The organism is Bradyrhizobium sp. Kon37, from assembly GCF_055807535.1.
This window is the reverse complement of sequence record NZ_JBVVOY010000007.1, coordinates 21,861-46,494: the sequence shown is the minus strand read 5'-3', so window position 1 is coordinate 46,494 and position 24,634 is coordinate 21,861. Positions and strand designations below refer to the sequence as shown.

27 protein-coding genes are annotated in these 24,634 nt (G+C 63.9%); 15 read left to right on the top strand and 12 right to left on the bottom strand.

Annotated elements, in window-relative coordinates:
- Nucleotides 1-9: 9 nt before the first annotated feature.
- The 5 genes from AC0L3J_RS16380 to AC0L3J_RS16360 all read left to right on the top strand — a co-directional run bounded on the left by AC0L3J_RS16380 (nucleotide 10) and on the right by AC0L3J_RS16360 (nucleotide 2,839).
- Nucleotides 10-279, top strand: coding sequence for a hypothetical protein (locus tag AC0L3J_RS16380; RefSeq protein WP_473347681.1), 270 nt, complete (start codon nucleotides 10-12; stop codon nucleotides 277-279).
- A 78-nt stretch (nucleotides 280-357) separates the two neighbouring features.
- Nucleotides 358-933: a hypothetical protein gene (locus AC0L3J_RS16375; RefSeq protein ID WP_473347680.1), complete on the top strand. Its 576-nt coding sequence runs from the start codon at nucleotides 358-360 to the stop codon at nucleotides 931-933.
- A gap of 12 nt (nucleotides 934-945) precedes the next feature.
- On the top strand, nucleotides 946-1,500 hold the full coding sequence (locus tag AC0L3J_RS16370) for an inner membrane-spanning protein YciB (RefSeq protein WP_456769170.1): 555 nt from the start codon (nucleotides 946-948) through the stop codon (nucleotides 1,498-1,500).
- Nucleotides 1,501-1,607: 107 nt separating this feature from the next.
- Nucleotides 1,608-1,904, top strand: coding sequence for a hypothetical protein (locus AC0L3J_RS16365; protein WP_473347679.1), 297 nt, complete (start codon nucleotides 1,608-1,610; stop codon nucleotides 1,902-1,904).
- 14 nt (nucleotides 1,905-1,918) lie between these two features.
- Complete coding sequence (locus tag AC0L3J_RS16360; RefSeq protein ID WP_473347678.1) at nucleotides 1,919-2,839, top strand: SH3 domain-containing protein; 921 nt, start codon at nucleotides 1,919-1,921, stop codon at nucleotides 2,837-2,839.
- Nucleotides 2,840-2,972: 133 nt separating this feature from the next.
- Here the strand turns inward: AC0L3J_RS16360 and AC0L3J_RS16355 are convergent, their stop codons facing one another.
- Nucleotides 2,973-4,628, bottom strand: a complete 1,656-nt coding sequence (locus AC0L3J_RS16355; protein WP_027518905.1) for a fumarate hydratase — start codon at nucleotides 4,626-4,628, stop codon at nucleotides 2,973-2,975.
- A 246-nt stretch (nucleotides 4,629-4,874) separates the two neighbouring features.
- On the opposite strand from AC0L3J_RS16355, the gene AC0L3J_RS16350 reads away from it, so the two are divergent.
- The 3 genes from AC0L3J_RS16350 to AC0L3J_RS16340 all read left to right on the top strand — a co-directional run bounded on the left by AC0L3J_RS16350 (nucleotide 4,875) and on the right by AC0L3J_RS16340 (nucleotide 6,612).
- Complete coding sequence (locus AC0L3J_RS16350; RefSeq protein WP_473259223.1) at nucleotides 4,875-5,348, top strand: hypothetical protein; 474 nt, start codon at nucleotides 4,875-4,877, stop codon at nucleotides 5,346-5,348.
- Nucleotides 5,349-5,647: 299 nt separating this feature from the next.
- Nucleotides 5,648-5,821: a hypothetical protein gene (locus AC0L3J_RS16345; protein ID WP_473347677.1), complete on the top strand. Its 174-nt coding sequence runs from the start codon at nucleotides 5,648-5,650 to the stop codon at nucleotides 5,819-5,821.
- 116 nt (nucleotides 5,822-5,937) lie between these two features.
- Nucleotides 5,938-6,612 (top strand): methyltransferase family protein, encoded by a 675-nt coding sequence (locus AC0L3J_RS16340; RefSeq protein WP_473347676.1) that lies wholly within the window; start codon nucleotides 5,938-5,940, stop codon nucleotides 6,610-6,612.
- A 40-nt stretch (nucleotides 6,613-6,652) separates the two neighbouring features.
- On the opposite strand, the gene AC0L3J_RS16335 is transcribed toward AC0L3J_RS16340, so the two are convergent.
- Nucleotides 6,653-7,360 carry a glutathione S-transferase gene (locus AC0L3J_RS16335; RefSeq protein WP_473347675.1) on the bottom strand — a complete coding sequence of 236 codons (708 nt, stop codon included), beginning with the start codon at nucleotides 7,358-7,360 and terminating at the stop codon, nucleotides 6,653-6,655.
- Between the two features lie 78 nt (nucleotides 7,361-7,438).
- On the bottom strand, nucleotides 7,439-8,119 hold the full coding sequence (locus AC0L3J_RS16330) for a lectin (protein ID WP_473347673.1): 681 nt from the start codon (nucleotides 8,117-8,119) through the stop codon (nucleotides 7,439-7,441).
- Nucleotides 8,120-8,483: 364 nt separating this feature from the next.
- On the opposite strand from AC0L3J_RS16330, the gene AC0L3J_RS16325 reads away from it, so the two are divergent.
- The 4 genes from AC0L3J_RS16325 to AC0L3J_RS16310 all read left to right on the top strand — a co-directional run bounded on the left by AC0L3J_RS16325 (nucleotide 8,484) and on the right by AC0L3J_RS16310 (nucleotide 12,010).
- Entirely contained in the window at nucleotides 8,484-9,497 is a 1,014-nt protein-coding gene (locus AC0L3J_RS16325) for an NrtA/SsuA/CpmA family ABC transporter substrate-binding protein (protein ID WP_473347672.1), read from the top strand.
- A gap of 14 nt (nucleotides 9,498-9,511) precedes the next feature.
- Nucleotides 9,512-10,336: an ABC transporter permease gene (locus AC0L3J_RS16320; RefSeq protein ID WP_473347846.1), complete on the top strand. Its 825-nt coding sequence runs from the start codon at nucleotides 9,512-9,514 to the stop codon at nucleotides 10,334-10,336.
- Between the two features lie 20 nt (nucleotides 10,337-10,356).
- Nucleotides 10,357-11,196, top strand: coding sequence for an ABC transporter ATP-binding protein (locus tag AC0L3J_RS16315; RefSeq protein WP_473347845.1), 840 nt, complete (start codon nucleotides 10,357-10,359; stop codon nucleotides 11,194-11,196).
- 88 nt (nucleotides 11,197-11,284) lie between these two features.
- Entirely contained in the window at nucleotides 11,285-12,010 is a 726-nt protein-coding gene (locus tag AC0L3J_RS16310; protein WP_473347671.1) for a Crp/Fnr family transcriptional regulator, read from the top strand.
- Nucleotides 12,011-12,020: 10 nt separating this feature from the next.
- On the opposite strand, the gene atzF is transcribed toward AC0L3J_RS16310, so the two are convergent.
- The 9 genes from atzF to flgB all read right to left on the bottom strand — a co-directional run bounded on the left by atzF (nucleotide 12,021) and on the right by flgB (nucleotide 21,091).
- A complete protein-coding gene (gene atzF / locus AC0L3J_RS16305; RefSeq protein ID WP_473347670.1) occupies nucleotides 12,021-13,517 on the bottom strand; it encodes an allophanate hydrolase in 1,497 nt (498 codons plus the stop codon).
- Nucleotides 13,518-13,577: 60 nt separating this feature from the next.
- A complete protein-coding gene (locus AC0L3J_RS16300; protein WP_456769158.1) occupies nucleotides 13,578-14,582 on the bottom strand; it encodes a Tim44 domain-containing protein in 1,005 nt (334 codons plus the stop codon).
- 282 nt (nucleotides 14,583-14,864) lie between these two features.
- A complete protein-coding gene (gene cckA / locus AC0L3J_RS16295; RefSeq protein ID WP_473347669.1) occupies nucleotides 14,865-17,447 on the bottom strand; it encodes a cell cycle histidine kinase CckA in 2,583 nt (860 codons plus the stop codon).
- A 154-nt stretch (nucleotides 17,448-17,601) separates the two neighbouring features.
- On the bottom strand, nucleotides 17,602-18,681 hold the full coding sequence (gene flhB / locus AC0L3J_RS16290) for a flagellar biosynthesis protein FlhB (RefSeq protein WP_027518912.1): 1,080 nt from the start codon (nucleotides 18,679-18,681) through the stop codon (nucleotides 17,602-17,604).
- Nucleotides 18,682-18,692: 11 nt separating this feature from the next.
- Nucleotides 18,693-19,463: a flagellar biosynthetic protein FliR gene (fliR, locus tag AC0L3J_RS16285; RefSeq protein WP_456769155.1), complete on the bottom strand. Its 771-nt coding sequence runs from the start codon at nucleotides 19,461-19,463 to the stop codon at nucleotides 18,693-18,695.
- A gap of 17 nt (nucleotides 19,464-19,480) precedes the next feature.
- Nucleotides 19,481-19,744 (bottom strand): flagellar biosynthesis protein FliQ, encoded by a 264-nt coding sequence (fliQ, locus tag AC0L3J_RS16280; RefSeq protein ID WP_007612284.1) that lies wholly within the window; start codon nucleotides 19,742-19,744, stop codon nucleotides 19,481-19,483.
- A gap of 173 nt (nucleotides 19,745-19,917) precedes the next feature.
- The gene (gene fliE, locus AC0L3J_RS16275; protein ID WP_473347668.1) at nucleotides 19,918-20,226 is read right to left on the bottom strand and encodes a flagellar hook-basal body complex protein FliE; all 309 of its coding nucleotides are present in this window, start codon (nucleotides 20,224-20,226) and stop codon (nucleotides 19,918-19,920) included.
- A 16-nt stretch (nucleotides 20,227-20,242) separates the two neighbouring features.
- Nucleotides 20,243-20,668 carry a flagellar basal body rod protein FlgC gene (flgC, locus tag AC0L3J_RS16270; protein WP_027567607.1) on the bottom strand — a complete coding sequence of 142 codons (426 nt, stop codon included), beginning with the start codon at nucleotides 20,666-20,668 and terminating at the stop codon, nucleotides 20,243-20,245.
- A gap of 18 nt (nucleotides 20,669-20,686) precedes the next feature.
- Nucleotides 20,687-21,091 carry a flagellar basal body rod protein FlgB gene (gene flgB, locus AC0L3J_RS16265; protein WP_247361815.1) on the bottom strand — a complete coding sequence of 135 codons (405 nt, stop codon included), beginning with the start codon at nucleotides 21,089-21,091 and terminating at the stop codon, nucleotides 20,687-20,689.
- Nucleotides 21,092-21,441: 350 nt separating this feature from the next.
- Between flgB and AC0L3J_RS16260 the strand changes: the two genes are divergently transcribed.
- The 3 genes from AC0L3J_RS16260 (at nucleotide 21,442) to AC0L3J_RS16250 (ending at nucleotide 24,565) form a co-directional block, all read left to right on the top strand.
- A complete protein-coding gene (locus AC0L3J_RS16260; protein WP_473347667.1) occupies nucleotides 21,442-22,413 on the top strand; it encodes a flagellar biosynthetic protein FliO in 972 nt (323 codons plus the stop codon).
- Nucleotides 22,410-23,171 (top strand): flagellar type III secretion system pore protein FliP, encoded by a 762-nt coding sequence (fliP, locus tag AC0L3J_RS16255; RefSeq protein WP_027567605.1) that lies wholly within the window; start codon nucleotides 22,410-22,412, stop codon nucleotides 23,169-23,171. The genes AC0L3J_RS16260 and fliP overlap by 4 nt, the downstream gene beginning before the upstream one ends.
- A gap of 188 nt (nucleotides 23,172-23,359) precedes the next feature.
- A complete protein-coding gene (locus AC0L3J_RS16250; RefSeq protein WP_473347666.1) occupies nucleotides 23,360-24,565 on the top strand; it encodes a multidrug effflux MFS transporter in 1,206 nt (401 codons plus the stop codon).
- Nucleotides 24,566-24,634: the final 69 nt, after the last annotated feature.

Here is a 24,634-nt window from a genome sequence, read left to right as displayed (position 1 = left end):
AGGTCTCTCATGCATATGCCCTCGATCGCCGCGGACCGCCTCGCCGTCCTGATCTTGTTCCTGATCTGCGCCGGGATCACGCTCCAGATGATTCGGCCGCGGCGGAGCGGCCTAACCGTCTTCAACGGCGGTATCCTGCTCGCCTTCGTCCTCTCGACCGCTTGTGCGTTACCTGTGCTGTCGCACCTGCCCTGGGCCGGCTTTGTCGACGAAATGGCCGGCCAAGCCGTTGCAGCAATTCAATTTTTGGAAGTCGCCTACGTCATTTTGACACTGTAAAGATTTTGCTTGACCCCGGCTCGCACCTGACCTATTGATCTTTACATCGTAAAGATAAAGGCCTGACCGAGGCGGACCATGGCGATTTTCCTGATCCTCGCGCCCTACGGCGCCTTCACCTTCCTGATGCTGATGACCTCGGCCACGATCAGCGTGTTCGTGGCCTCGGCAATCTGTCTCGCTACCGTCGCGATCGATGTCGTGCGCGGCCGCTCGGTGAAGATCCTGGCCGTGGGCTCGGCGCTGCTATTCGCCGCAGTCGGCCTCCACCTCGCGCTGTTGGACCCGGCGCTCGGCACGCTCGGTGTCAAGCTGTCGGTCGACATCGGCATCTTCGTCATCTCGCTCGGCTCGATGCTGATCCGCCGTCCCTTCACGCTGCAATACGCGCTCGAAGCCGTGCCGGCCGAGACCGCGGCGATGCCCGGCTTTCTCTATGCCAACTACGTCATCACCGGTGCATGGACCGCGGCTGCGCTGCTGATGGCGGCCGCCAATCTCGTGCTGCTCTATGTCCCCGGCCTGCCGCTCTGGTCGAGCCTTGCGGTCGCCTTCGCCGCCCGCAACAGCGCGATCTATTTCACAAAATGGTATCCCGAATATCGCCAGATCAAGTACGGTACACCGCCCGACGCACTGTCCAACGCTCGCTGAACAGGATCGACGATGAAGGACGTATTCGCCCGCCTCGCCTCCGACTTCCTCTCCGCCATCGTCTTCCTGGTCATCTATCTCATCACCGACAACGTCGTGCTGGCAACGTCGTTGGCGATCGCCGGCGCGATCGCACAAGTGATCTACGCGCGGGTCAAGGGGCAGCAGCTGAGCTTCATGACCTATGCGAGTCTGGGACTCGTCATCGTGCTCGGCGCGGTCACGCTGCTCACACATGATCCCCGCTTCATGCTGGCAAAGCCGGCGATCGCGCATTTCGCGATCGGCGTCATCATGCTCAAGCGCGGCTGGATGCTGCGCTATATGCCGCCGATCGTCACCGAGACCGTCCCTGAATATGTAACTGCCGCGGGTTATGCCTGGGCCGTGTTGATGTTCGTGATCGGGGCGGGCACGATCGCAGTCGCCTCGACCGGCGATCTGAAGCTGTGGGCGTTCTACATCTCCGTCGTCGCGGGCGGTGCCAAGATCCTCGCCTTCGCCGTGCAATATGTCGTTCTGCGGCTCATCGTCACCAGCCGCCGGCGCGCCGCCGCCCGCGCCTGATTGCCGCTCACGCGACGTTGGTCAGCCGCCATGAGTTGCGCTATACGCTCGCCCCAGGACTGGCTGCGGATCGTCGCGGCCTGCCTGGATCTGTTCGGGAGACGGGAATGGCGGTAGACGGCAACTGGAATCTGACCATGACGACGCCGATGGGCGAGCGTCAGGCAACGCTTACGCTCCTGAGCTCCGGCGGCACGCTGACGGGCACGCAGGGCGCCGAAGGTCAAACTACCGAGATCTTCGACGGCACCGTCAGCGGCGATGCCGTCAACTGGAAGGTCTCGATCACCAATCCGATGCCGTTGACGCTCGAATTCATCGGAACCGTCTCCGGCGACAACATGAGCGGTGAGATGGGCATCGGCCCGATGGGCAGCTTCCCGTTCACCGGCACGCGCGCGTAAGCCGCGCGGCAACCGTGCGCGCGCTCGGTCTCATCGCGGCGACGATCCTGTGTGTCGCGACCCAAGCGGCGCGCGCGGACGATGCCGAACCGGCGTGGCGGGCAAGCGCGCTCGCCATGGTGCCGGCAGGCTATGTCGCCGGCACGGCCTATCGAACCGAAGTTTCGACGGGCTACCTCGCCGTCTATCCGGCCTCCTCGAACGACCCGAAGTCACTTGCAAGCGTGTTCGTCGCGCGCCAGGCTCTCGTGGTAGCGCTGACGCCGGATGCGACGCGCGCAGTCTCGGCCGAATTGAAGCCGCGTAGCGGGCCGGATCCTGACAACGACGACACCGAGTTCGCAAAGCTGCACGCCGATCTCGCCGCCAGGCGCTCAACGCTTCCCGACGGCACCGAGCCCTGTGATTTCGGCGCCTGGTCCGTCGACAAGGATCCTGACGGCCTCAACGTGCGTGCCGAACCATCGGTCAAGGCGCGTGTGCTCGGCACGCTTCCGCCGCCCTACCGGCTCAAGCTCGGCGGCAGCGAGAACACGCCCGATGGCGGCTGGCTCACCGAATTCCGCATCATCGGCTTCAAGAGCGGCTGGTTTCTGATCGAAGGCGCCAAGCCGCCGGGCAAGGACTACGAGGACGACAAGAAATATCCGCGCAGCGCGCCAAAGCCCTATGCCGGACGCGGCTGGGTCGCCTCCAACAAGGTCGGCGCGTCCTACGCCAATGGCGCGACACGCATGGGCGGCCTGTTCCAGGCGCCCTTCGTCGATGCGAAATGGATGCCGGCCCAGCGCGAGCTCGGCGGCCCGATCGACACCGACGGCGGACCGAAGCACATCTTTGCCTGCAGCGGCCTCTGGGGCCTCGTCGAGAGCCAGGACGGCGTTCGCGGCTGGTGGCGCGGACTGTGCTCCAACCAGGTCACGAATTGCAGCTGAGTGGTAAGTCTCGTGTCCCGGACGCGATGCAGCGCGAAGCGGTGCGTCGCAGAGCCGGAGACCCATGCCGCCACGTGGACCTCAGATCAGCAGCGCATCATTTCATGCTGCGCAGCGTCCGGGGAACGCGGCCTCAGCCGAGGTTCAACTCCTTGAAGAAGTCGTTGCCCTTGTCGTCGATGATGATGAACGCCGGGAAGTCGACGACCTCGATGCGCCAGATCGCTTCCATGCCGAGCTCGGGATATTCGAGCACCTCGACCTTCTTGATGCAGTGCTCGGCAAGATTCGCCGCGGCGCCGCCGATCGAGCCGAGATAGAAGCCGCCATATTTCTTGCAAGCCTCACGCACGGCCGGCGCGCGGTTGCCCTTGGCGACCATCACCATCGAGCCGCCGGCTGCCTGGAACTGATCGACAAAGGAATCCATGCGGCCAGCGGTGGTCGGGCCGAACGCACCGGAGGCATAGCCCTCCGGCGTCTTGGCGGGGCCGGCATAATAGACCGGATGGTTCTTGAAATAGTCCGGCAGCGGCTCGCCCTTGTCGAGCCGCTCGCGCAGCTTGGCATGCGCGGAATCGCGCGCGACGATCATGGTGCCGGTCATCGAGACCCGCGTCTTGGTCGGGTATTTCGAGAACGTCGCCAGGATATCCTTCATCGGCTGGTTGAGGTCGATCTTGACGACCTCGCCGCCGAGCGACTGCTCGACCTCAGGCAAATACTGCGCCGGGTTGTGCTCGAGCTCTTCGAGATAGACGCCGTCCTTGGTGATCTTGCCGAGCACCTGGCGATCGGCCGAGCATGACACGCCCAGCCCGATCGGCAGCGAGGCACCGTGACGCGGCATGCGGATCACGCGCACGTCGTGGCAGAAATATTTTCCGCCGAACTGCGCGCCGACGCCGAGCGACTGCGTCATCTTCAGGATTTCCTGCTCCATCTCGAGATCGCGAAACGCGTTGCCGTCGGGCGAGCCGTGGGTCGGCAGCGCGTCGAGATAGCGAGCCGACGCCAGCTTCACCGTCTTCATGCAGAGCTCGGCCGAAGTGCCGCCGATCACGATGGCGAGGTGATAAGGCGGGCACGCGGCGGTGCCCAGCGTCAAGACCTTCTCCTTCAGGAAGGCGAGCAGCCGGTCCTTGGTCAGCACCGAGGGCGTCGCCTGGAACAGGAAGCTCTTGTTGGCAGAGCCGCCGCCCTTCGCCATGAACATGAACTTATAGGCGTCATCACCTTCGGCATAGATCTCGCACTGCGCCGGCATGTTGTTGGCGGTGTTCTTCTCCTCGTACATCGACAAGGGCGCGACCTGCGAGTAGCGCAGATTGCGGCGCAGGTAAGCATCGCGCGCGCCTTCCGACAGTGCCGCCTCGTCGTCACCGTCGGTGATGACGTTGCAGCCCTTCTTGCCCATGATGATCGCGGTGCCGGTGTCCTGGCACATCGGCAGCACGCCGCCGGCGGCGATGTTGGCGTTCTTGAGAAAGTCCAGCGCGACGAACTTGTCGTTTGGGCTCGCCTCGCCGTCCTCCAGGATCGCGCGGAGCTGCTTCAGATGACCCGGCCGCAGATAGTGGTTGATGTCGCCAAAGGCGGCTTCCGACAGGGCCCGCAGCGCCTCGCGCGACACCACCAGCATGTCTTTCCCCAGCACCTTCTCGACCCGCACGCCCTCGGCTGTGATCTTCTTGTAGGGCGTCTCGTCCTTGCCCAGCGGAAACAGCGGCGTGTGCTTGTAGGGCGGAACGGGCTTTGCGGGGTCGGGGAAGGCGGTGGGAGCGTTCATGGTCTGGAATCTCGGGGTTTTGGAGCCCTCGCATGGGCCCCTTTCATAGAAGCGTTCTAAGCTTTTTTGCCGCAAAGGGAAGGCGCTCTGGTGCGGTCGGGGCATCCCGATTCGGCGCATGGCGAGCTATTTTCGGCGGCTGTCGGCGGACACCAGGCCCTCATGATGCCAGTGAAGACCCTGGGTGCACCCCTTGCGCTACGCGCGGGACGACGATTGAATGCGCCCGCTAAGGGGCTTTTCATCATGACATTGAACTTGCACGTCCGCGGCGCGATCCTGGTCGTCGCCGCCATCACCGGCCTTGTGACCCTCGCCTCTCCGGCCCGCGCGGACCGCTGCGATGACAGCGCCAAGGAGCTGGCGAACCAGGTCGATCGCCTCAAGGTGAATTTCCGCGCCGCCAACGTCGTCTACCTGACGCACCCCGCGGCCAAGGAATTGTCCGTGGCTTGCCGTGGCGACAAATATTCGATCGAGCTCTATGCCAAGGGCGATCGCAAACCGAAACCGGAGTTCTTTGCCTTGGTCGGATCGATGGCGGCGATCGTCTTTACCGTGACCAAGGACGATACGACGACGGGCGCGACACGCTGCCTGAAGCGAATGGGGCTCTTGCGCGGCGACAAGATCAGCATGCGTTACCGGCGTCTCAACATGGAATGCACCCGCACCAAGACGGATGCGTCCATCGCGATCACGCGCGGCAAGGACGAATAGGCCTACACCGCGCGGTCACCGCGGGCATAGTCCGACCGCGGAACGAAGCCGCCCGCCACACATTCCGTCATTGCGAGCGTAGCGAAGCAATCCAGACTGCCTCTGCGGAGAGACTCTGGATTGCTTCGCTACGCTCGCAATGACGAGGAGAGAGCCGACGTCTCCTCAAATCATGCAGTTGCGGAAGTGAACACAGCACATCCCACCGCACCAGATCCCTCGCATTTTAACGATTGGCTTGAAGGAAATTTCGCGTCTCGCGGCGCAGTGTCAATGTTTCCATGTGCGAGGATTTCTGGATGAGCGTTTCCACCGTTTCGCCGCCGCCGATCGCGATCGTGGTGCCGAGCTACGACACGACCAAGCAGCAGGACGATCAGGCCAAGACCAAGGACAACGATCCGACCTACAAGCCGCCGCCGCCTGCGCCGCTGCCGCCGGGTCAGGGTACGCGGATCGATCAGCTCGCCTGATCAACCGCGTCGAAGATGAAATGCCCGATCCGGTCGATCGGGCTTTTCGCGTGTCCGGCCGCAACTTCGCCGGATAGCCGGACCAATATCGTGCGCGGCTACCCTGAGACCTGCGCATGATCGCAAGACTGCTGTTGCAGAGCACGATCACCACCGCCGCCATGGGCGCGCTGCTGTTCGCGTCCGCGGGCACCCTGCATTGGCCGTCGGCCTGGGTGTTCCTCGCGACCTCCGCCCTGCTCGGCCCGCTCTGCGGCTGGTGGCTTTACCGGGTCGACCCGGCCCTGCTCGCCGAGCGCCTGCGGCCGGTCCTGCAAAAGGACCAGCCCGCTGCCGACAAGGTGTTCATGACCGTCTTCGTCGTCGCGATGCTGGTCTGGCTGGCGGCGATGGGGCTCGACCGGCGTACGCTGTCCTCCGACATGCCGATGGCGCTGCAGATGCTCGGCCTCGCCCTGTTCCTGCTTTCGACGCTGTTCATCCTCTGGGTCTTCCGCGAGAACTCGTTCGCGGCGCCGGTGGTGAAGCTGCAAGCCGAGCGCGCGCAGCGCGTGATCTCGACGGGGCCTTATGCCCATGTGCGCCATCCCATGTATAGCGGCATGATCCTGTTCTTCGCCGGTGTGCCGCTGCTTCTGGGCTCATGGTGGGGACTTCTGATGGTGCCGCTGTTCATCGCCTTGTTTGCGGCCCGCATTCGCATCGAGGAGCGCACGCTGCACGAGGGCCTGCCGGGCTATGCCGACTATGTGACGCGCGTGCGCTATCGGCTGCTGCCTGGCGTGTGGTGAGCGCGCGCGTCACTCTGCCGTGCACGTCCCGCCGGACCGGCTAACCATCCAATTCGCGGTAACGGCGGAAGATGCCCTGTTCGTTGAAGGCAATGCGGCGCCGGCTATCGAGATAAGCCTTGATGTTCGGCCGCGCCGCAACGCGGTCGTGCAGGCCGACGAGGCCCGGGATATCTGTCTCGAACGCCTTCATCCGCTTCGGGAAGGCGTAACGCAGCCCGTCGACGATCTGGAACAGCGAGAGATCGACATAGGTCAGCCTGCGGCCGGTGACATAGGCGCCGCCATTGTCCTGAAGGAGCTGTTCGAAATAGCCGAGATATTTCGGCACGCGCTCGCCCCAGAAGTCGGCGGTGCGCTTCTTCGCCGGCGGTTTCTGATCTTCGTAGTAGAGCGAGGGCCCGAGCGGGTGATGGGTGTCGTGAATCTCGACCACGAAATCGGTGATCGTCAGCTGGAGCTGATGCACCCAGAGTTGACCCGCTTCCGACTTCGGGGCGAGGGCGTGGCGGGCGCCGAGATAGAGCAGGATGTTCGCGGTCTGGCCGATGACGAGCTTGCCGGCTTTGAGGAACGGCGGCGCAAAGGGCGGCGTGCCCTTGTGCGCGTCCATCATCTTCATCATCGCAGCTGTGCCGCGTGGGCCACGCGCCACGTCGACGTATGCCGCGCCCGCCTCCTCCAGCGCCAGCCGCACATATTCACCGCGGCCCTGGATCTCGGGCCAATAATAGAGCTCGTATTTCATGGAAACTGTCCGTGATTGCGTGGTGGCGAGTGTAGCACGCAATCACGAACGCCATGACGGCGGAGCGAGTTCCGCGTCTCAATTCGACGCGAAGCAATACAGCAGCCCGTCGCCGCCGGTGCTCTTCAGATCGGCCTGCGAGCAGCCGCCGTCGGGACCGCGCGAGGGATGCGAGCTGTTCCACGATTTCGACGGCTCGTCATCGCGCAGGCCTTGACGGTCGGCGTGGCCGACGACCGCCGCGCCTTGCGTGCTCGACGTCCAGTTCTTGCAGGTTTTGTCGTCGCCCGCGGGAAATGCGCTGCCGTCGGCTTGCGAACCCGTGAGGATGTCGTGCCGGTTCGGCGTGTCGCCGCGGCCGTTGATGACCTCGCCCTTCTCGCTGAGCGCGGTCTGCTTGGTGAGGTTGTTGGCCGCTCCGTGCAGGTCGGCAACGTCCTTGGCGATTGCAGCGCCCTTGGCGTTCTGCCACGGTCCCTTGCCGATGCGGTCGCGCGCGTTGACGGCCGGCTTGCCGTCGGCGGCCTGGGTCGAAAGATAAGCGCGCCAGGTCTTACTGCCGGCGCCGCCGGCCTGGGCCAGCTTCTGGCACTGCGCATCGGCCCCCTCCAGGCCGCCGAGATCGGCGCCCTTGCCAGGACCGTTGGACGTCACGAAGAACGTCATGTCGGCCGACTGCGCCTGCGCCGATGGCGCCGCAAGCAAGGCCGCGGCGAGCGCGAGCCCTGAAATCGTCACGGATCTCTCAATGCGGATCATCCTGTCCTCCCTTTGTGTTGTCGTTGGCCGCCAGATTTCAACCCGACGCAGCCCCGCTTATTCCGATGCCGCGATGCGAGACCCCCAAAAGAAAAAGGCTCCGTGCAAGAAGCACGATGCCCTGGTTATTTCATGTCGCCTGCGATCAGTTGGTCAGCGGGATCGCCGACGATTCCCAGCCGCTTCCCGACCGCCATGTCGATTAATTGCTTCCCGGAACAATGGTGCCGGGCGAGCATACCAAATGGGCCGGTCCGCAAGTGATCGTCCAGGGGAGGACGCGGGGGGACTGTGGCGGGACCGTTCAGGGCGGTATCCGCGATCACATCGGGGCTGCGCAGGGCGCGGCGAAGGGGAGATCGTCATGCACCGGACCACCATCCGCCCAATCACGGCAATTGCCGGCCGTGCCATGCTTTGCTGCCTTGCCGTCGGTCTTGCCATCGGTCCGAACTGCGCCTCGGCCGCGGAATTGCTCAAGGCCCGGCTTGCGCAAAACCTCGGGCCGATCTCCGGCCTTGCGATCGTCGCCAAATCGAAGGGAATTTTCGAAAAGAACGGACTGGACATCACGGTCTCGAACTTCACGTCCGGCAAGCAGTGCCTGGACACCGTGATCGGGGGCGGCGCCGACATCGCGACGACGGCCGAGGCGCCGGTCACCGCTTCGGCGATGGCAAACCAGCCCATCGCCTTCGTCGCCGGCATGGAATATTCCGATCTCAAGACGCTGGTCGCGGCCAAGGCCGGCATCAAGACCAAGGAAGATCTTCGCGGCAAGCGAATAGCCTTCACTGCCGGCACCGGCAGCGAGGTTTACACGGCGACCTTGCTGAAGTCGGTGGGATTGACGCCCAAGGATGTCACCCTCGTCAATCTGCGGCCGCAGGAGATGCTGCCGGCACTTGCAGCCGGAAGCATCGACGCGTTCGACACCTGGGAGCCCCACGTCGCCAACGCGAAGAAGGCCCTGGGCGAAGCCGTTACTGAGGTCGATACAAAGGGCACCTACTCCGAGACGTTCAATATCGTCGTCATGAAGTCCTATCTGGACGCCAACCCCGTGCTGGTTGAGAAATTCATCGCCGCACTGATCGATGCCGAGATCTGGATGAAGGCACACCCGGATGAAGCGATCACGACAGTGGCGGACGCGGTTGGAATGAAGCGGGACGAACTCGCCCCCATCTGGGCCGACTATGTTTACCGGGTGCGTCTCGACGATCGGCTGATCGAGATTCTCAAGACCCATTCCGCATGGCGCCTCGAGAGCGGCAACCATCCTCCGGGAGCGGCGATGCCCGACTTCAGCAAGGTCGTCGTCACCGAGCCACTGAAAAAGGTCGATCCCGCACGCGTCTCCTTATCGTGGAAATAGGCACCCGCGTGGCCATGCCGGAAGCCACTTCAGCAGCAAGCGATATTGCCATCCGCACTGGCGGTCGCGCTCGGCGGCCGAATTCAGTTCGGCTTCGCCGCATCAATATTCTGGTCGGGGCGCTTTCGCTCCCCTTGTTCATTGGACTCTGGGAACTGATCTCCCGTTCCGGGACCGTCAACATGGTGCTGTTTCCACCGCCGACGGTGGTTGCTGCGGCCGTGCTTGAGTGGATACGAAGTGGACAGTTCTTTAGCGATCTGTTGGCCAGCCTCTTTCGCGTCACCACGGGATTCATCATAGGCGGCGCGCTCGGCATCCTGCTCGGTGTTCTCACCGGCCAATTCCCCGTTATCTCGAGCTTGCTGTCCCCGCTATTCCATATCTTGCGGCCGATTCCGCCGATTGCGTTCGTGCCGATCGTCATCCTCTGGTTCGGCCTGTCGGAGGCGGGAAAATTGTTCCTCGTCGTATGGGGCGTATTCTTCACGGTATGGCTTTCGACTCACATCGGCGTGCAGAAGGTCGACCGTGGCCTGATTCGGGCGGCGTTGATGCTCGGCACGCCCCGACGGCAGATGCTGCAGGAGATCGTGCTGCTGGGCGCGCTTCCCTACATTGTGGTCGGGTTGCGCACCGCCGTCAGCATCTCCTTCTACACGCTTGTCGCGGCTGAACTGGCCGGCGCTTTCGCCGGCATTGTCTACAGGATCGAGATTGCGCAGCAGAATTTGCAAACGGGCCAGGTCATGGGCGGGCTCGCAGCGCTCGGGTTGATGTCGTTCATCGCCGACCGGCTGTTTGCGGCTCTTGCCGAACGTATCGTCTGGTGGCGCTGATGTCGGGGTCTCGATCGAGCATGAAGCTGGCGCTGGCAAGTTCGCCTGCCTCCGACGAATCGGCGCGGAAACAACCGGCCATTCAAGTCTCGAACCTGAGCATCGTTTTTGACACCAAGCGCGGGCAGATCATCGCGGTCGATCGCGTTTCGTTTGACGTGGCGCCCGGCGAGTTCGTTTGCATCGCCGGTCCCTCCGGCTGCGGCAAGTCGACGGTGCTCAATACGATCGCCGGGCTGGAAGTGCCGTTCGAAGGCGAGATCCTGGTCGAGGGCGCGCCCGTCTACAGTCCTCGTCCCGATGTCGGCATGGTGTTCCAGCAGCCGCATCTCTTCCCCTGGAAGTCCGTCCGCAGCAACATCGCCCACGGCCCCAGGATGCTCGGGAAGTCCAGGACGGAAGCGTATGCCATCGCCGACGATCTGATCGCGATGGTTGGCCTCAAGCGTTTCGCCGACGCTTATCCGAACACGCTGTCCGGCGGCATGCAACAGCGCGTGGCGATCGCGCGAGCGCTGGCCAATCAGCCCCGTGTGCTGCTGATGGACGAGCCCTTCGGGGCGCTCGACGCGCAGACCCGCGCGGTGATGCAAGACAATCTGCTGGCGTTGCGCGACCGGATCAAGGCGACAATCGTATTCGTGACGCATGACATCGATGAAGCCATCGTGCTGGCCGACCGCGTTCTCATTATGAGCGCGGGACCCGGCCGCATCCTGCGCGAAGTCGCGGTCAAGCTGCCGCGCCCACGGTCGAGTTCTGTCATGGTCGAGCCAGCTTATCTGTCGCTCAAGAAGGATTGTCTCGACGTCATCCGCGCAGAAGGGTTGCGGGCGTTCAATCAGTCGGACGCGGACTGACGACGCGGAGCCCGCGGGTCTGAGGCGACGCAGCGGGCTGGCATGGTTCTTGAATAGTCGATGCCGGGTCTCACATGCGGAGCCGGCCATGCACAGGGCGAACAGCGCGATAGCGGCAGGTGTGATGCTCGCGGAGTCGGACGATCTCGTCAGACCGCTGCCCGGCTTGCTGGATGGTCTCAACCGGGCTGATTGCAATCGCTTGCGTGCGATCGGACGCGAAAAGATCCTGGATGCCGGCCAACTGGTTTGGTCTCAGGGCGACGCACAGGCCGGGATCTACCTGATCAGCGAGGGGCGCATACGCAGCTACTATGCTGCACCGTCGGGGCGCGAAGTCACGCTCGCCTATTGGTTTCCCGGCAACTTCGTCGGCGGGCCCGACATATTCGGGACGGGCCCGCACATGTGGACATCGGATGCGGCCGAGCGCAGCCGGTTGACGTTCATGCCCGGACCGGCACTGCGGCGGCTTGCGCTTGAATCGCCGGCAATCGCCGTCGCCTTGCTGGATGCCCTCGCATTCAAGGCGCGATGCTATTCGGCAATGGCCCAGATGCTTGGGACGCGCTCGGTCACCGAGCGGCTGCACAGCCTGCTGATCTTCCTGTCGCACGTCTACGGCGTGAAGCGCGACAACGAGGTCGTCGTCGGCATGCCCTTCACCCACGGTGATCTCGCCAATCTCATCGGATCCACCCGCCAATGGGTGACCGTGCAACTCGCGCGGCTCCAGGACGAAGGCGTGATCAGATACGAAAGATCCGTGATTTCGATTCTGGATGTTTCTACGCTCGGGCAGGCGATCGGATAATGTCCGCCCTTTAGCCGCCAGACTTCAACTCGAACGCCGATCCGTCTGCGCCGGCCTCGAACCGCCGCGCCAGTCCGATCAGCGCGCGATCGTGCCAGGCCGGCGCCAGCAGGGTCACGCCCATGGGCATGCCGTTCGGCAATTTCGCATTCGGAACGGCGACGCCGCAGAGATCGAGTAGATTGGCAAAGTACGAGTAGTAGCCCAGACGATTGTTGAGGGTGATCGGATCACGATTCATCTCCTCCAGTGTGAACGGCCGCGGTGCAGTCGGAACCACCAGGGCATCGATGCCGGCAAAGATTGCTTCGGCGTCGCGGCGTAGCCGGTGCAGCCGGTGAATGGCGCCAAACGTGTCGATCGCCGAATAGCCGGCGGCTGAGCCCAGCACGGTTCTCGTGACATCGAGCAAGGCGCCGGATTCGACGTCGATGAGCGAAGCGATGGCAGAGTGCCGCTCCGCGACCCAGGGACCGCTGAACATCAACTCCCCGGCCTGGCGCAATGGGGAGAAGTCCACCTCGATCGCCGTTCCTCCGATATGAGCAAGACGTTCGCAGGCGCTCTCGTAAAGTTTGCCGCATTCCGACATGCCGAAGCATTCGAGATCTGCTGGCGCAACGCGGCCGAACCGGAATGATGCCGCCGCCCCGTTGGTGGGGAAAACGGTTCTGGGCAGGCGGCTGTAGGGATCTTCGAAATCAAACCCTTCGATGATGTCGAGGATTGCTTCGCCGTCGCTGACGGTATTGCAGAATACGGACACGCAATCGATCGTCGGACAATTCGGCACCAGGCCACGCGATGATACCAGCCCAACGGTCGGCTTGATTCCGACAATGTTATTGAACCCGGCAGGTATGCGCCCCGAGCCGCCGGTATCGGTGCCGAGCGCAAAGGCGACGTGCCCGGCCGCCACGGCGACCGCGGACCCGGAACTGGAGCCGCCCGCAACATAGCGCGCATCGGCAACCGACGCGCAGGGGCCATGGGGCGAGCGCACGCCCGACAGGCCTGTGGCGAACTGATCGAGATTGGTCTTTCCGAGGCAAATTGCGCCGGCTGCGGTGAGGCGTTCGACGCTATGCGCAGAATGCCAGGGCGTGTAGCTGAAAGCCGGACATGCGGCAGTGGTCGGCATTCCCGCGACGTCGATATTGTCCTTCACACCAAATGGAATGCCGAGCAGCGGAAGATTTTCGCCCGTCCGCGCGCGCGCCACCAGCTGATGGCATTCTTCGAGTGCCTCCTGTCGTGGGCGAAGATAGATCCAGCAATTGCGGTCGCGCTCGGCCTCGATCCGGTCATACGCCGTTCCGATCGCCTCCAGCAGCAGGGACGAACTCCTGGCAATGCCTTCGTAGTTTGCCCTGAGGCGCGCGACACACTGGCTCACGGAATATCTCCTCATCCAACCGGCAGGCGCGAAATTGCGGCAGCTCTGCGCGGCCAACAAGCAATTAAGTGCTTCGCCAAATGGCCCGCTGAACCGAAACGTGCCGCTCAAACAAAAAGGGCGCCGTGCCGAAGCACGACGCCCTCGTTTGTCGCTATACGCGCGATCAGATCAGTTGGTCTGCTGGATCGCCGACAATTCCCAGGCGCCGCCAGGACGCCGGGCAAAGGTCCAGACTTCGGTGGCCTCGCCCGGCTGCTCGCTGCCGGCGACAATTGCGCCGGTGTTGCGGTCGAGCGTCTTGTCGGTGAGCGCGAAGCGCAGCGCCACAGTCGCGTAATCGGTCTCGCCTTCGCGCCAGGATTCCGCGAGATCGCCCTGCAACAGCTTCACGCCGCTGACCTTGTTGACGACGTTGCGGGCGCGGTTCTGGCCGAGGTCCTGCTCGAAATAGGAGACCATTTCCGGCGTAGCCAGCGTGTGCAGCTTGGCCACGTCCTCGTTGGACCAGGCGGACTGGACGTCGCCGAGCAGGCGCTCGAACGCTTCATAGTCGTCCGGCTTGATCTCGAGCGGTGCGTTGTTGGCGCCGAATCCGAAGCCACCGCCAAGACCGCCACCAAGACCACTACGATTGTTCGCCTGCGGTCCCGGACCCGCACCGGCGTCAGCGTTGGCATAGGCCGCCTGCGGGGTGTGGCGGCGCTGCCACCAGGACATCGCCAGCCGAACCACGAGCACCACGAGCACGATCTGGATGATCAGACCGATGATCGACGATAGGCCGCCGAGCCCGCCGAACAGGCCACCGCCGAACAGCATGCCGAGCAGACCTGCGCCGAGGAAGCCGGCCGCAAGGCCGCCCATGAAGCCGCCGGCCCGGCCGAACAGGCCGCCGCGCGCGGGTGCGGCGGCAGCCGAATTCATGCCTGCGCCCGGCTGGGTATAGGTCCGATTGAACTGCGAGGTCGAGCCCGGCGCGGTCGTGGTCGACGGCGGGGCCGAATAGGTGCGCGAACCGCGCGAACCCGAAGACATGCCGCCACCGACGCGCGCGTCGGCGGACGAGATCGCCAGCGCAGTCGGCAGCGCAAGCGCCAGCACGACGGCAATCGTCTTGAAGATGCTGCGGGAGCGTTGCGAGAAATTCATGTTGGTTTCCCAGATCCCCGGCATGGGGACGTGCCCCTAAGATGGGCAGCCTTCCGTAAAAAGGAAGCCACTATCGGAACTTATGGCTGCGGCCCTCAGTCGCGGGGATGTGGCAAAAGCCCATATTTGGCGGCAGCTTGGCCGGGTGAGCCAAGGAGCCGCGGTCGCGGGTTACCGGTGGCTGTTGAGAGCTTTTTTCCCGTCATTGCGAGCGAAGCGAAGCAATCCAGGCTGTTTCCGCGGAGGCAACTGGATTGCTTCGTCGCTTCGCTCCTCGCAATGACGGAGAACGTGGAGCCCGCGCCCTCACCCCGCCTTCGCCATCGTCTCCTTCACGGCCGCCACGAGCTGGCTGAGCGTGAACGGCTTGGGCAGGAAGTCGAACTGCTGGCCTTCGGGCAGGCTCTTCTCGAAGGCGTCTTCCGCGTAGCCGGAGACGAAGATGAACTTGATGTCGGGGTTCTTCTCGCGCATCGCCTTGAGCAGCGTCGGGCCGTCCATCTCCGGCATCACGACATCGGACACGACGAGATCGATTCCGCCGCTCTGCTCTTCCAGCACCTCCAGCGCCTCGACGCCATTCTCGGCCTCGACCACGGTGTAGCCGCGCGAGCGCAGACCGCGTGCGTTGAGCGCGCGCAGGCCCTCTTCGTCCTCGACCAGCAGGATGGTGCCCTGTCCGGTGAGATCGGTGCGGGGCTTGGCGTCCGCCGTGGACCCGGCTTCCTTCGCGGCACCATTGCCGGCGCCAACGACCGGCGCCGGCTGCTCGACCTGCACCTCCGGCTCGGCATGATGGCGCGGCAGGAAGATCTGGAACGAGGTGCCCTGCCCCGGCTCGGAGTCCACGTAAATGAAGCCACCGGTCTGCTTGACGATGCCGTAGACGGTGGAGAGCCCGAGACCGGTGCCCTTGCCGACTTCCTTGGTCGAGAAGAACGGCTCGAAGATCTTGTCGCGGATATCGGCGGGGATGCCGGTACCGGTGTCGGCGACCTCGATCCGCACGTAGTCCGCTGCCGGCATGCCCTTGTAGGCCAGCCTGGCCGCTTCCTCGGTGGTGACGTTGGCGGTCCGGATGATCAGCTTGCCGCCGTCGGGCATGGCATCGCGCGCGTTGACCGCGAGATTGACGATGACCTGCTCGAACTGGGAGACGTCGACCTTGACCGGCCAGAGATCGCGGCCGTGGATGGTCTCGTGCTTGACCTTCTCGCCGATCAGGCGGCGCAGCAGCATGGCGAGGTCGGAGAGCGCATCGCCGAGGTCGAGCACCTGCGGCCGCAGCGTCTGCCGCCGCGAGAACGCCAGCAACTGCCGCACCAGCGTGGCGGCCCGCGTCGCGTTCTGCTTGATCTGCATGATATCCTGGAACGACGGGTCGGTCGGCTTGTGCGCGTTCAGCAGGAAGTCGTTCGCCATCATGATGGCGGAGAGCACGTTGTTGAAGTCGTGGGCGATGCCGCCGGCGAGCTGGCCGACAGTCTCCATCTTCTGCGACTGGTTGATCTGGTTCTCCAGCGCGCGCCGCTCGGTGGTCTCGAGCATGTGCACGATGGCGGCTTCCGCGTCGTTCTCACCCCCGTCGACCGGCGTGACGAAGAACTGGCCCCAGCGCTCCTTGGTTCCTTCCAGCGCGACCTCGACCGGCGCGATGTCGGCCTGATTCTCGGCGGCCTGGTTGATGGCCGCGATCAGCAAATGACGGTCGCGCGAATTGACCGCGCGGAAGATCGACTTGCTGGCGCTGTCGAGCCCCAACGCCTGCCCGAGCTTGGCGTAGCGCGCATTGGCGCGCACGACGTTGCCGCCGCGGTCGACGGTGGCGATCGCCATCGGCGTATGGTCGAAGAAGCGCATGAAGCGCACTTCGGCGGCGCGGTCCGGATCGCTGCGCTCGTCGCGGGCGCGGCTGATCACCAGCGTGCGCGACGGGCCTGGCGCACCGTCGGCGCCGAAGGCGAGCTTGTGATAGAGCCGCACCGGCATGGTCTTGCCGGTACGCATGCGCAGGTCGATGTCAAAGACTTCCGTCTTGACCTCGCCCGGCACCGCCACAATCGCGGTCAGCAGCGAAGCGCCGTCGCCGGAGACGATGTCGGTGAGCTTCAGCCCGCCCGAGCCGATCTCGGCAAGGTCGTAGTCGAGCCAGTTCGCCAGCGTCGCGTTGACATAAGCGAGCTCGCCGGCTGGATTGACCGAGAAAAAACCGCAAGGCGCGTGATCGAGATATTCGATCGCGTGCTGGAGTTCCTGGAACACGTCCTCCTGGCGCTCGCGGTCGCGGGTGATGTCGGCGATCGACCACACCGCGTATCTCGTCTCGCGCTTGCCGGTGCCGAGGGGCCGCACCCGCATGCGCAGCCAGCGGCCCTGACTGCCGTCATTGCCGGAGATGCGCACCTCTTCCTGTTGCCGCTTGCCTTCGCGCGCGGCTTTCAACAAGCGGAACACCGCCTCGGAGACGTCGGGGTTGCCGATGAAGACGCGCTCCACGGGGCGCACGTCCTGCGGGCCGGCAGCGCCGGTCAGCGTCAGATAGGCCGCATTGGAATAGACCACATGGCCGCGCGGGTCGGTCACGGCGAGGCCATCGAAGGCGTGATCGGCGATGCGGCCCATCACGGGATCGTCGAGATTGCGATCGACGAAGCGGATGATGCCGGCGGCGAAGGCGAACAGGTTGAACAGGCCGACCATCGCCAGCACGGCGAGGATGCCGAGGATATAGGGCTGGGCCTGCGCGCGCCCGAGCGTCATCAAGCCGACGGCAACGGCGACGAGCCCGGCGGCCACCAGCAACACCAGGGCAATGCTGCCCGAGCGCGGCGACGGCTCTTGCGCCGCAACGGGCTCGCGTGTGAGGTCGTGGTCGGTCTCGGCAGTCATCTCAAGCTGGCACAGCCTGTCGGCAGAGAATCAACGCGCTACAGGGCGCGCAGGGTCCTCCCTGCCTGAATCGGACCCGCAGGCGCAAGAGCAGCAGGGGCGAAAGGTACGCTGATTCCCAGATTACGGCCATTTCCAGTACTTTTCAGGGGTTTTATTGCCGGCTGGCACCGAATCCGCTCTTCAGACGCATGACGTAGCCGATGACTTCGGCGACCGCATGGTAGTGCTCGGTCGGGATTTCCTCGTCGATCTCGACGGTGGCGTAGAGCGCGCGGGCGAGCGGCACGTTCTCGACGATCGGGATGTCGTGCTCGCGCGCGATCTCCCGGATCTTGAAAGCGAGGTTGTCGACGCCCTTGGCGACGCAGATCGGCGCCGACATGCCGCGCTCGTAGGACAGCGCGATCGAATAGTGGGTCGGGTTGGTGATGATCACGGAGGCCTTGGGAACCGCCGCCATCATGCGCTTCTTGGAGCGCTGCTGGCGCAGTTGCCTGAGCTTGCCCTTGATGTGCGGGTCGCCTTCGGACTGCTTGTACTCTTCCTTGATCTCCTGGAGCGACATCTTCTGCCGCTGGAACCAGCTGCGATACTGGAAGAAATAGTCGCCGATGGCGATGATGGCGAGCGCTGCGACCACCGCGGCGAGCAGATGAATGGTCAGGCTGGTGGAGGCGCCGAGCAGGGCGGCCGGATCGAGCCTGACCATCGCCTCCATGCGATGCCGCTCCGGCCACAGGATCACGGTCATGACCGCGCCGAGCACGATCAGCTTGCCGAGACCCTTGAGGAAGTTCGCCGCCGCTTGCTTGCCGAAGATGCGCTTGAGGCCCTCGGCAGGCGACAGCTTGCTGAACTTGGGCTTGAGGGATTCGGCCGACCAGACCAGGCGGTGCTGCAGCACGTTGCCGGCAATTGCCGCGAGTACCAGCATCAGCAGCGGCACGCCCACCGCCGCGAGCACCGCGACTTCGATCTGCTGCATCAGGGCGAGCAGAGCCCTGCCGTCGGTCTTGATCATCCAGGAATTGGCGAGCAGGTTGCGCATCGGCGCCAACAGCCCGCTGCCGACCGATCCCGAGAAGCTCGAGACCACGAGCGTGGCGCCCGCGATCATGAACCAGGTATTGATCTCCTGGCTCTTGGCGACGTCACCGCGTTCGAGCGCCTCTTCGAGACGTTTTTGCGTCGGGTCTTCTGTTTGACTCTCTGGATCGTTGTCTTCCGCCATCGATCACCCGGTCACTTGAGTGGCATCATCTGGTGCATGACACCGATGAAATAGTCGAGATAGGTGCCCATCATCGCCGTGAGCACCACGGCGAGCACCAGGAAGCCGGCGAAGATCGAGAGCGGCACGCCGACGAAATAGACCTGCATCTGCGGCATCAGCCGCGCCAGCACACCGAGCCCGATGTTGAAGACGAGGCCGAACACCAGGAACGGGCCGGAAAGTTGCAAGCCCAGGCGAAACGCGGCGGCAAAGGCGCGCGTCGCCAGCGCGGCGACATCGGCGCTCGACACGGTCTCGCCCGGCGCGAAGATCGTATAGCTGTCGTTCAGTGCCGCGATCACCAGATGATGACTGTCGGTGGCGAACAGCAGCGTGACCCCCAGTATCGTCAGGAAGTTGCCGACCAGCACGCCCTGCTGTCCCTGCGTCGGATCGACCGAGGTGACGAAGCCCAGCCCCATCTGCTGTGCGATCACGGAACCGGCAACCTGCAGCGCCGACAACGTCACCCGCGCGGTCGCTCCCAGCACGATGCCGATCACGATCTCATGCAGCATCAGGACCAGCAGCGGCGCGATCGAGCCCATGTCGACCTGATAGGCGTTACGATGCAGCGGCAGGATGATCAGCGTGAGCAGCAGCGCGATCGACAGTTTGATCCGTGTCGGAATATTGGTCTCGCCCAGGCCCGGCAACAGCATCACCATCGCGCCGACCCGGGCAAAGGCGAGCATGAAGGAGGCGGCAAGCGCCGGCAGCAGCGAGACGTCGATGCGCATGACGGGCGCATAGTACCTCAGCCGCCGATGATTCGCGACGATATCCGCAGCATGTGGGAATGCAGCGCGTCGGCCATGAACGGCAAGGCCAACAGCATTGTGGCAAAGATCGCCAGGATCTTTGGCACGTAGATCAGCGTCTGCTCCTGGATCTGCGTCAGCGCCTGGAACAGCGACACGACGACGCCGACCACGAGGCCGACCACCATCAGGGGCGACGACACGATCACGATGGTCCAGATCGCATCACGCGCGACGTCGAGGGTTTCCGGTCCGGTCATTTCGCAGTTCCTTTGTCTTATTCCTCGCCTCCCACCGCTCTTGTGAGCGATGCGAAGGCCTATCCCCAGTCATTGCGAGCGTAGCGAAGCAATCCAGACTGCCGCTTCGGAAAGACTCTGGATTTCTTCGCGGCGCTCGCATTGACGGTTGGGGCGGGCGCGAGCGCCAAAAATCAGATCGGCATCTTCATGATGTCTTCATAGGCCGCGATCACGCGGTCGCGGACCGAGACCAGCGTGGACACGGCGACGTCGGTGTCTGCGACCGCCGTCACTACGTCCATCACGTTGGCCTTGCCGGCGGCCATCGCCACCGTCTGCGCATCGGATTTGCGGCCGGAGTCCAGGACGCTGCCGACAGTGTCTTTCAGAAGCGAGGCGAAGGACTGCCCGCTCGGCTCGCTGCCCTTGCCGGCACCGCTGTTCTCCAGCACGCGGGCGAGGTTTGCATAGGCGTTGGCGGCAATTGTCGGTGTTGCCATGGTTCAAATGTCCTGTTCAGCTCTTGAGGATGTCGAGGGTGCGCTGGATCATCCGGCGCGTCGCGCTGATGATGTTGAGATTGGCCTCGTACGACCGCTGCGCGTCGCGCATGTCGGTCATCTCGACCACCGAGTTCACGTTGGGATATTTGACGTTGCCGGTCGCATCCGCCGCCGGATTGTTCGGCTCGTATTTGGTGCGGAAATTGGACTGGTCGGGCTTGATCCTGCCGAGGGTGACGACCTGCGCGTCGAGTGTACGGTCGAGCGCGGAGGAGAAGGTCGGCACCTTGCGCCGGTAGGGATCGCCGCCGGCGCTTTGTGAGGTCGAATCCGCGTTCGCGATGTTCTCGGAGATCACCCGCATGCGCCCGGCCTGCGCCCGCAGACCGGAGGTCGCGATCGCCATCGAACGGGCAAAGTCGCTGCTGTCATTCGCCATGATGCGCTTCCTCTAGCTCTAGCCCTTGCCGATCGCGGTCTTGAGCAGGTGCAGGCTCTTCGAATAGAGCGAGGTCGCCGCCGCATAATCCATCTGGTTGCTGGCGGCCTTCATCATCTCCTCTTCGAGATTGACGGCGTTGCCCGCGGGGCGGGTCTCAAAACCCGCATTCTTGTTCTGGTCGAATCCGGAGGCCGCGCCTGAGGGCGCCATGTGGGAACCGCTGGTCCGGGTAAGCGTCAACGGCCCCATCGAACCCGTGACGGCCCCGGCCTTGTCCAGTTTCGGCTCGACCAGGTCGCGCGGCCGGAATTTGGGCGTGTCGGAATTGGAGACGTTCTCGGACAGGACGCGTTGGCGCTCCTGGTGCCATTGCATCTTGGTGCGAAGCGCCGATAGCACCGGAAGATCGTTGATGGACATCGTTGCGGCTCCTTCCGCCTCGCAGGACCCACGGTCCGAAGCTAGGCAGAATTTGCCGCCTGTATGGTTAACAGCTGGTTAAGGAGGTCGCAGGCAGTTGTCCCCCGCCGGGACACCAATGCGCGTGCCCGTGATTCTACGCCTCCAAAAGCGGCATTAACCCAACCGCTTGGCGGCGCGTGCACAGGCCAAGAAGTCGTTTTGGATCGAGCGATTCATGGGTTATTAAGAGTTGGGGACGGCAAAACTTGCCGTGGGACGTTAAGAAATCGCAGTTTGGGGCAACGTAAGCCGGTGGTTGGCGCATCTGACCACGGGCCCGAGACAAGCGCCATTTGTCGGGGACAAGTATGCAAGGCAGCCCTATCACCTTCATCGTCGCGTTCATCGTCGTTCTGGCGTTGATCGGCGTCGCTGCATGGCTGGTTCGCCGATTCGCCACCAGCCGGCTCGGCGCCAACACCCAGCGCGGCCGGATGCCCCGGCTCGCCGTGATCGATGCCGCCGCGGTCGACGGCCGCCGCCGCCTGGTGCTGGTCCGGCGCGACAATGTCGAGCATCTGCTGATGATCGGCGGCCCCACCGACATCGTCGTCGAACCCAACATCGTACGCGCAGCGCCCGGCCGCGACCAGCTCCCGCAGCGTCCCAATGCCGCCGAGCCACCGCGTCTTGCGCCGATGCATGATACCAGCAGCTGGGCCGACGAAGCACCGCGGCCCGAGCTGCTCGATCATCCCGAGCCGCACATGCCCGAGCCGCCACCGCGGCCCACGCGCCCCTCCTTCGCCGACGAAGTGCGCCGGCCGGCTCCCGCGATGGCCGAACGCCGCAACGAGCCGCCATTGGGCGGCTTCACCTCCGAGCCGATCGCGCCGCGCCCCGAGCGCGAGCTGCGTCCCGAACCTGTTCCGCCGCGCGTTGCGCGCAACGAACCTCCTCTGATGCCGCGTCCGCCGCGCCAGAGCGAGCCGGTGAAGGCGCCTCCAGTGCGCGCCGAGCGCGTCGCCGCGCCACCTCCGCCCGTGCCGCAGGCTCCGCCCGTTCCGCCGCCGGCGCCCGCTCCGGCTGCGCCATCGAGCGCCGAGCAGAATCTCGCCGAGATGGCGCAGCGGCTCGAAGCTGCGCTGCGCCGCCCCGCCGGCGAGACGCTTGCTCCTCCGGTCGCCCCGGAGCCCCCGGCCGCTCCTCCGCGTGTGGCCCGCGGCGAGCCGTCGGCACCACCGGCCCCTCCCCCAAAGCCGGCTCCGGAAAAGACCAGCTTTGAAAATCTCGAAGACGAGATGGCCTCGTTGCTCGGCCGTCCGAAGCCGTCTTCGTGAGGCTGCCGGCCCTCCCGCGTAGAGTTTTTTTTCTTTCTGTCCTGATCGGCGCGGCTTCGCTCGCGATGCCGGCGCATGCGCAGGACATCAGCATCAATCTCGGCGGCGGAGGCGCTGGCGGTGGCGGGGTCACCGAGCGCGCGATCCAGCTGATCGCGCTGCTGACGGTGCTGTCGATCGCCCCGTCGATCCTGATCATGATGACCTCGTTCACGCGCATCGTGGTCGTGCTGTCGCTGCTGCGGACCGCGATGGGAACCGCGACCGCCCCGCCGAACTCGGTGATCATCGCGCTGGCGATGTTCCTCACCTTCTTCGTGATGGGACCGGTCCTGCAGAAATCCTACGACGAAGGCATCCGTCCGCTCGTGGCCAATCAGCTTGGCGTCGAGGACGCGCTTCAGCGCGCCTCCGTCCCCCTGCGCGGCTTCATGCAAAAGAACGTGCGCGAGAAGGACCTCAAGTTATTCCTGGATCTCTCCGGCGAGCCGCCGCCGGCAACCCCCGACGACCTCGGCTTACGCATCCTTGTCCCCGCCTTCATGATCTCGGAGCTGAAGCGCGCCTTCGAGATCGGTTTTCTGCTGTTCCTACCGTTCCTGATCATCGATCTCGTCGTCGCCTCCGTGCTGATGTCGATGGGCATGATGATGCTGCCGCCGGCAACCATCTCGCTGCCGTTCAAGCTGATCTTCTTCGTGCTCGTCGACGGCTGGTCGCTGGTGGCAGGGAGCCTGGTGCAGAGTTACGGGGGCTAGCGGGCCCGGGGACCGGCCACCGCCCCCATCCTCTGTGACCCAAGGCTTGTAGGCGTGCACTTGAGCTTACCAGCGCAAGGCGGACCGTGAGCGCGTTCGGCGGTTCGTGACATACCGGAATATGCTCAGGTTGCGCATTCAATGGATCGTTGATATGATGGTTATCATTCATTGATCCGAAGCGGCTTATGACCAGCAACGTCGAAGACCGTCCGCTCGCTCGAGACGTGCCGCTTGGTCTTCAGGTCGCCGTTCTTGCTGCGTTGTCTGCGAGTGGCACGTTGGCCACCAACATTCTGTTGCCTTCGCTACCGAGTATCGCCGTCGCGGTAGGCGTCTCCAGCGCTCAGGTAACGTCAGCTATCACCATATTCCTCGCCATGTTCGCGGTCGGACAACTTGTTGTCGGTCCGTTGTCGGATCGTTTCGGCCGGCGCGTACCCGTGATGATCGGATTTGCTGTATTTTTCGCAGGTAGCATATGGTGCGCGTTAGCCAATGATTTGGCGGCACTATTGATTGGTCGCGTTGTGCAGGCCGGTGGCGCATGTGCCACGTCTGTCCTTTCGCGAGCTATCGCAAGAGATCTTTTTCAGGGCGAAAAGCTAGCCCGCGTGCTCACCTTTGTTATGGTTGCGATGGCAGCAGCGCCCGGATTCTCGCCCCTGGTCGGCGGCGCGCTGGATCATTTTTTTGGCTGGCGTTCAGCATTTGTATTCGTCGGAATCTTCGCCGTCGTCGCCGCTACAGCATTTCTTGCGGCTTTCGGAGAAACGCACCACGGCCCACGCGCCGAGTTCGATTCCTCGACGATCGCCAAGAATTACTGGTCGCTATCGACTGACCGTCGTTTCGTGGTTCCTGCCGCAACTGTTAGCCTCATCTTAGGTGCGCTGTTTGCAATGTTTTCGGCGTTGCCGCGAGTCTTGATAGAAGGTCTCGACTTCACACCCATGCAACTCGGCCTGTTCTTCGCAGGCACTGTCATGATCGTCTTTAGCGCTGGCATTATCGCTACAAAAATCGTTCCGCACCTTGGTCTCGACCGATCGGTTTGCATCGGTCTCGCGCTGGCCTGTGTCGGTGGCGGCATGGTGTTGCTATTCGCGCTTTTCGACGGGCGCTTTTTGCCATTTCTTGTCGGCGCATGCGTATTCCTGCTAGGCATGGGCATGGTCAATCCGCTCTGCAGCGCGCAAGCTCTTTCGCCATTCGGCGATCGCGCCGGTGCTGCCTCGGCCCTATTGGGTTTCTGGCAGATGTTGGCCGCTGCGCTGGGCGTATCGCTTGCGGCGGTGATCGCAAGGAACCCTATGATCGGGCTTGGTCTTGTGCTTGTGCTTGCCTCGACCTTGGGCTCGGCAATTTATCAGGTGCGGGTAAAGCTCCATTAAGCCCGTTAACGTCGCTTGCTGGCCTTAGCTGCTTCGCTGTTTCTCCACGCGGGCTGATCAGGTTGATGA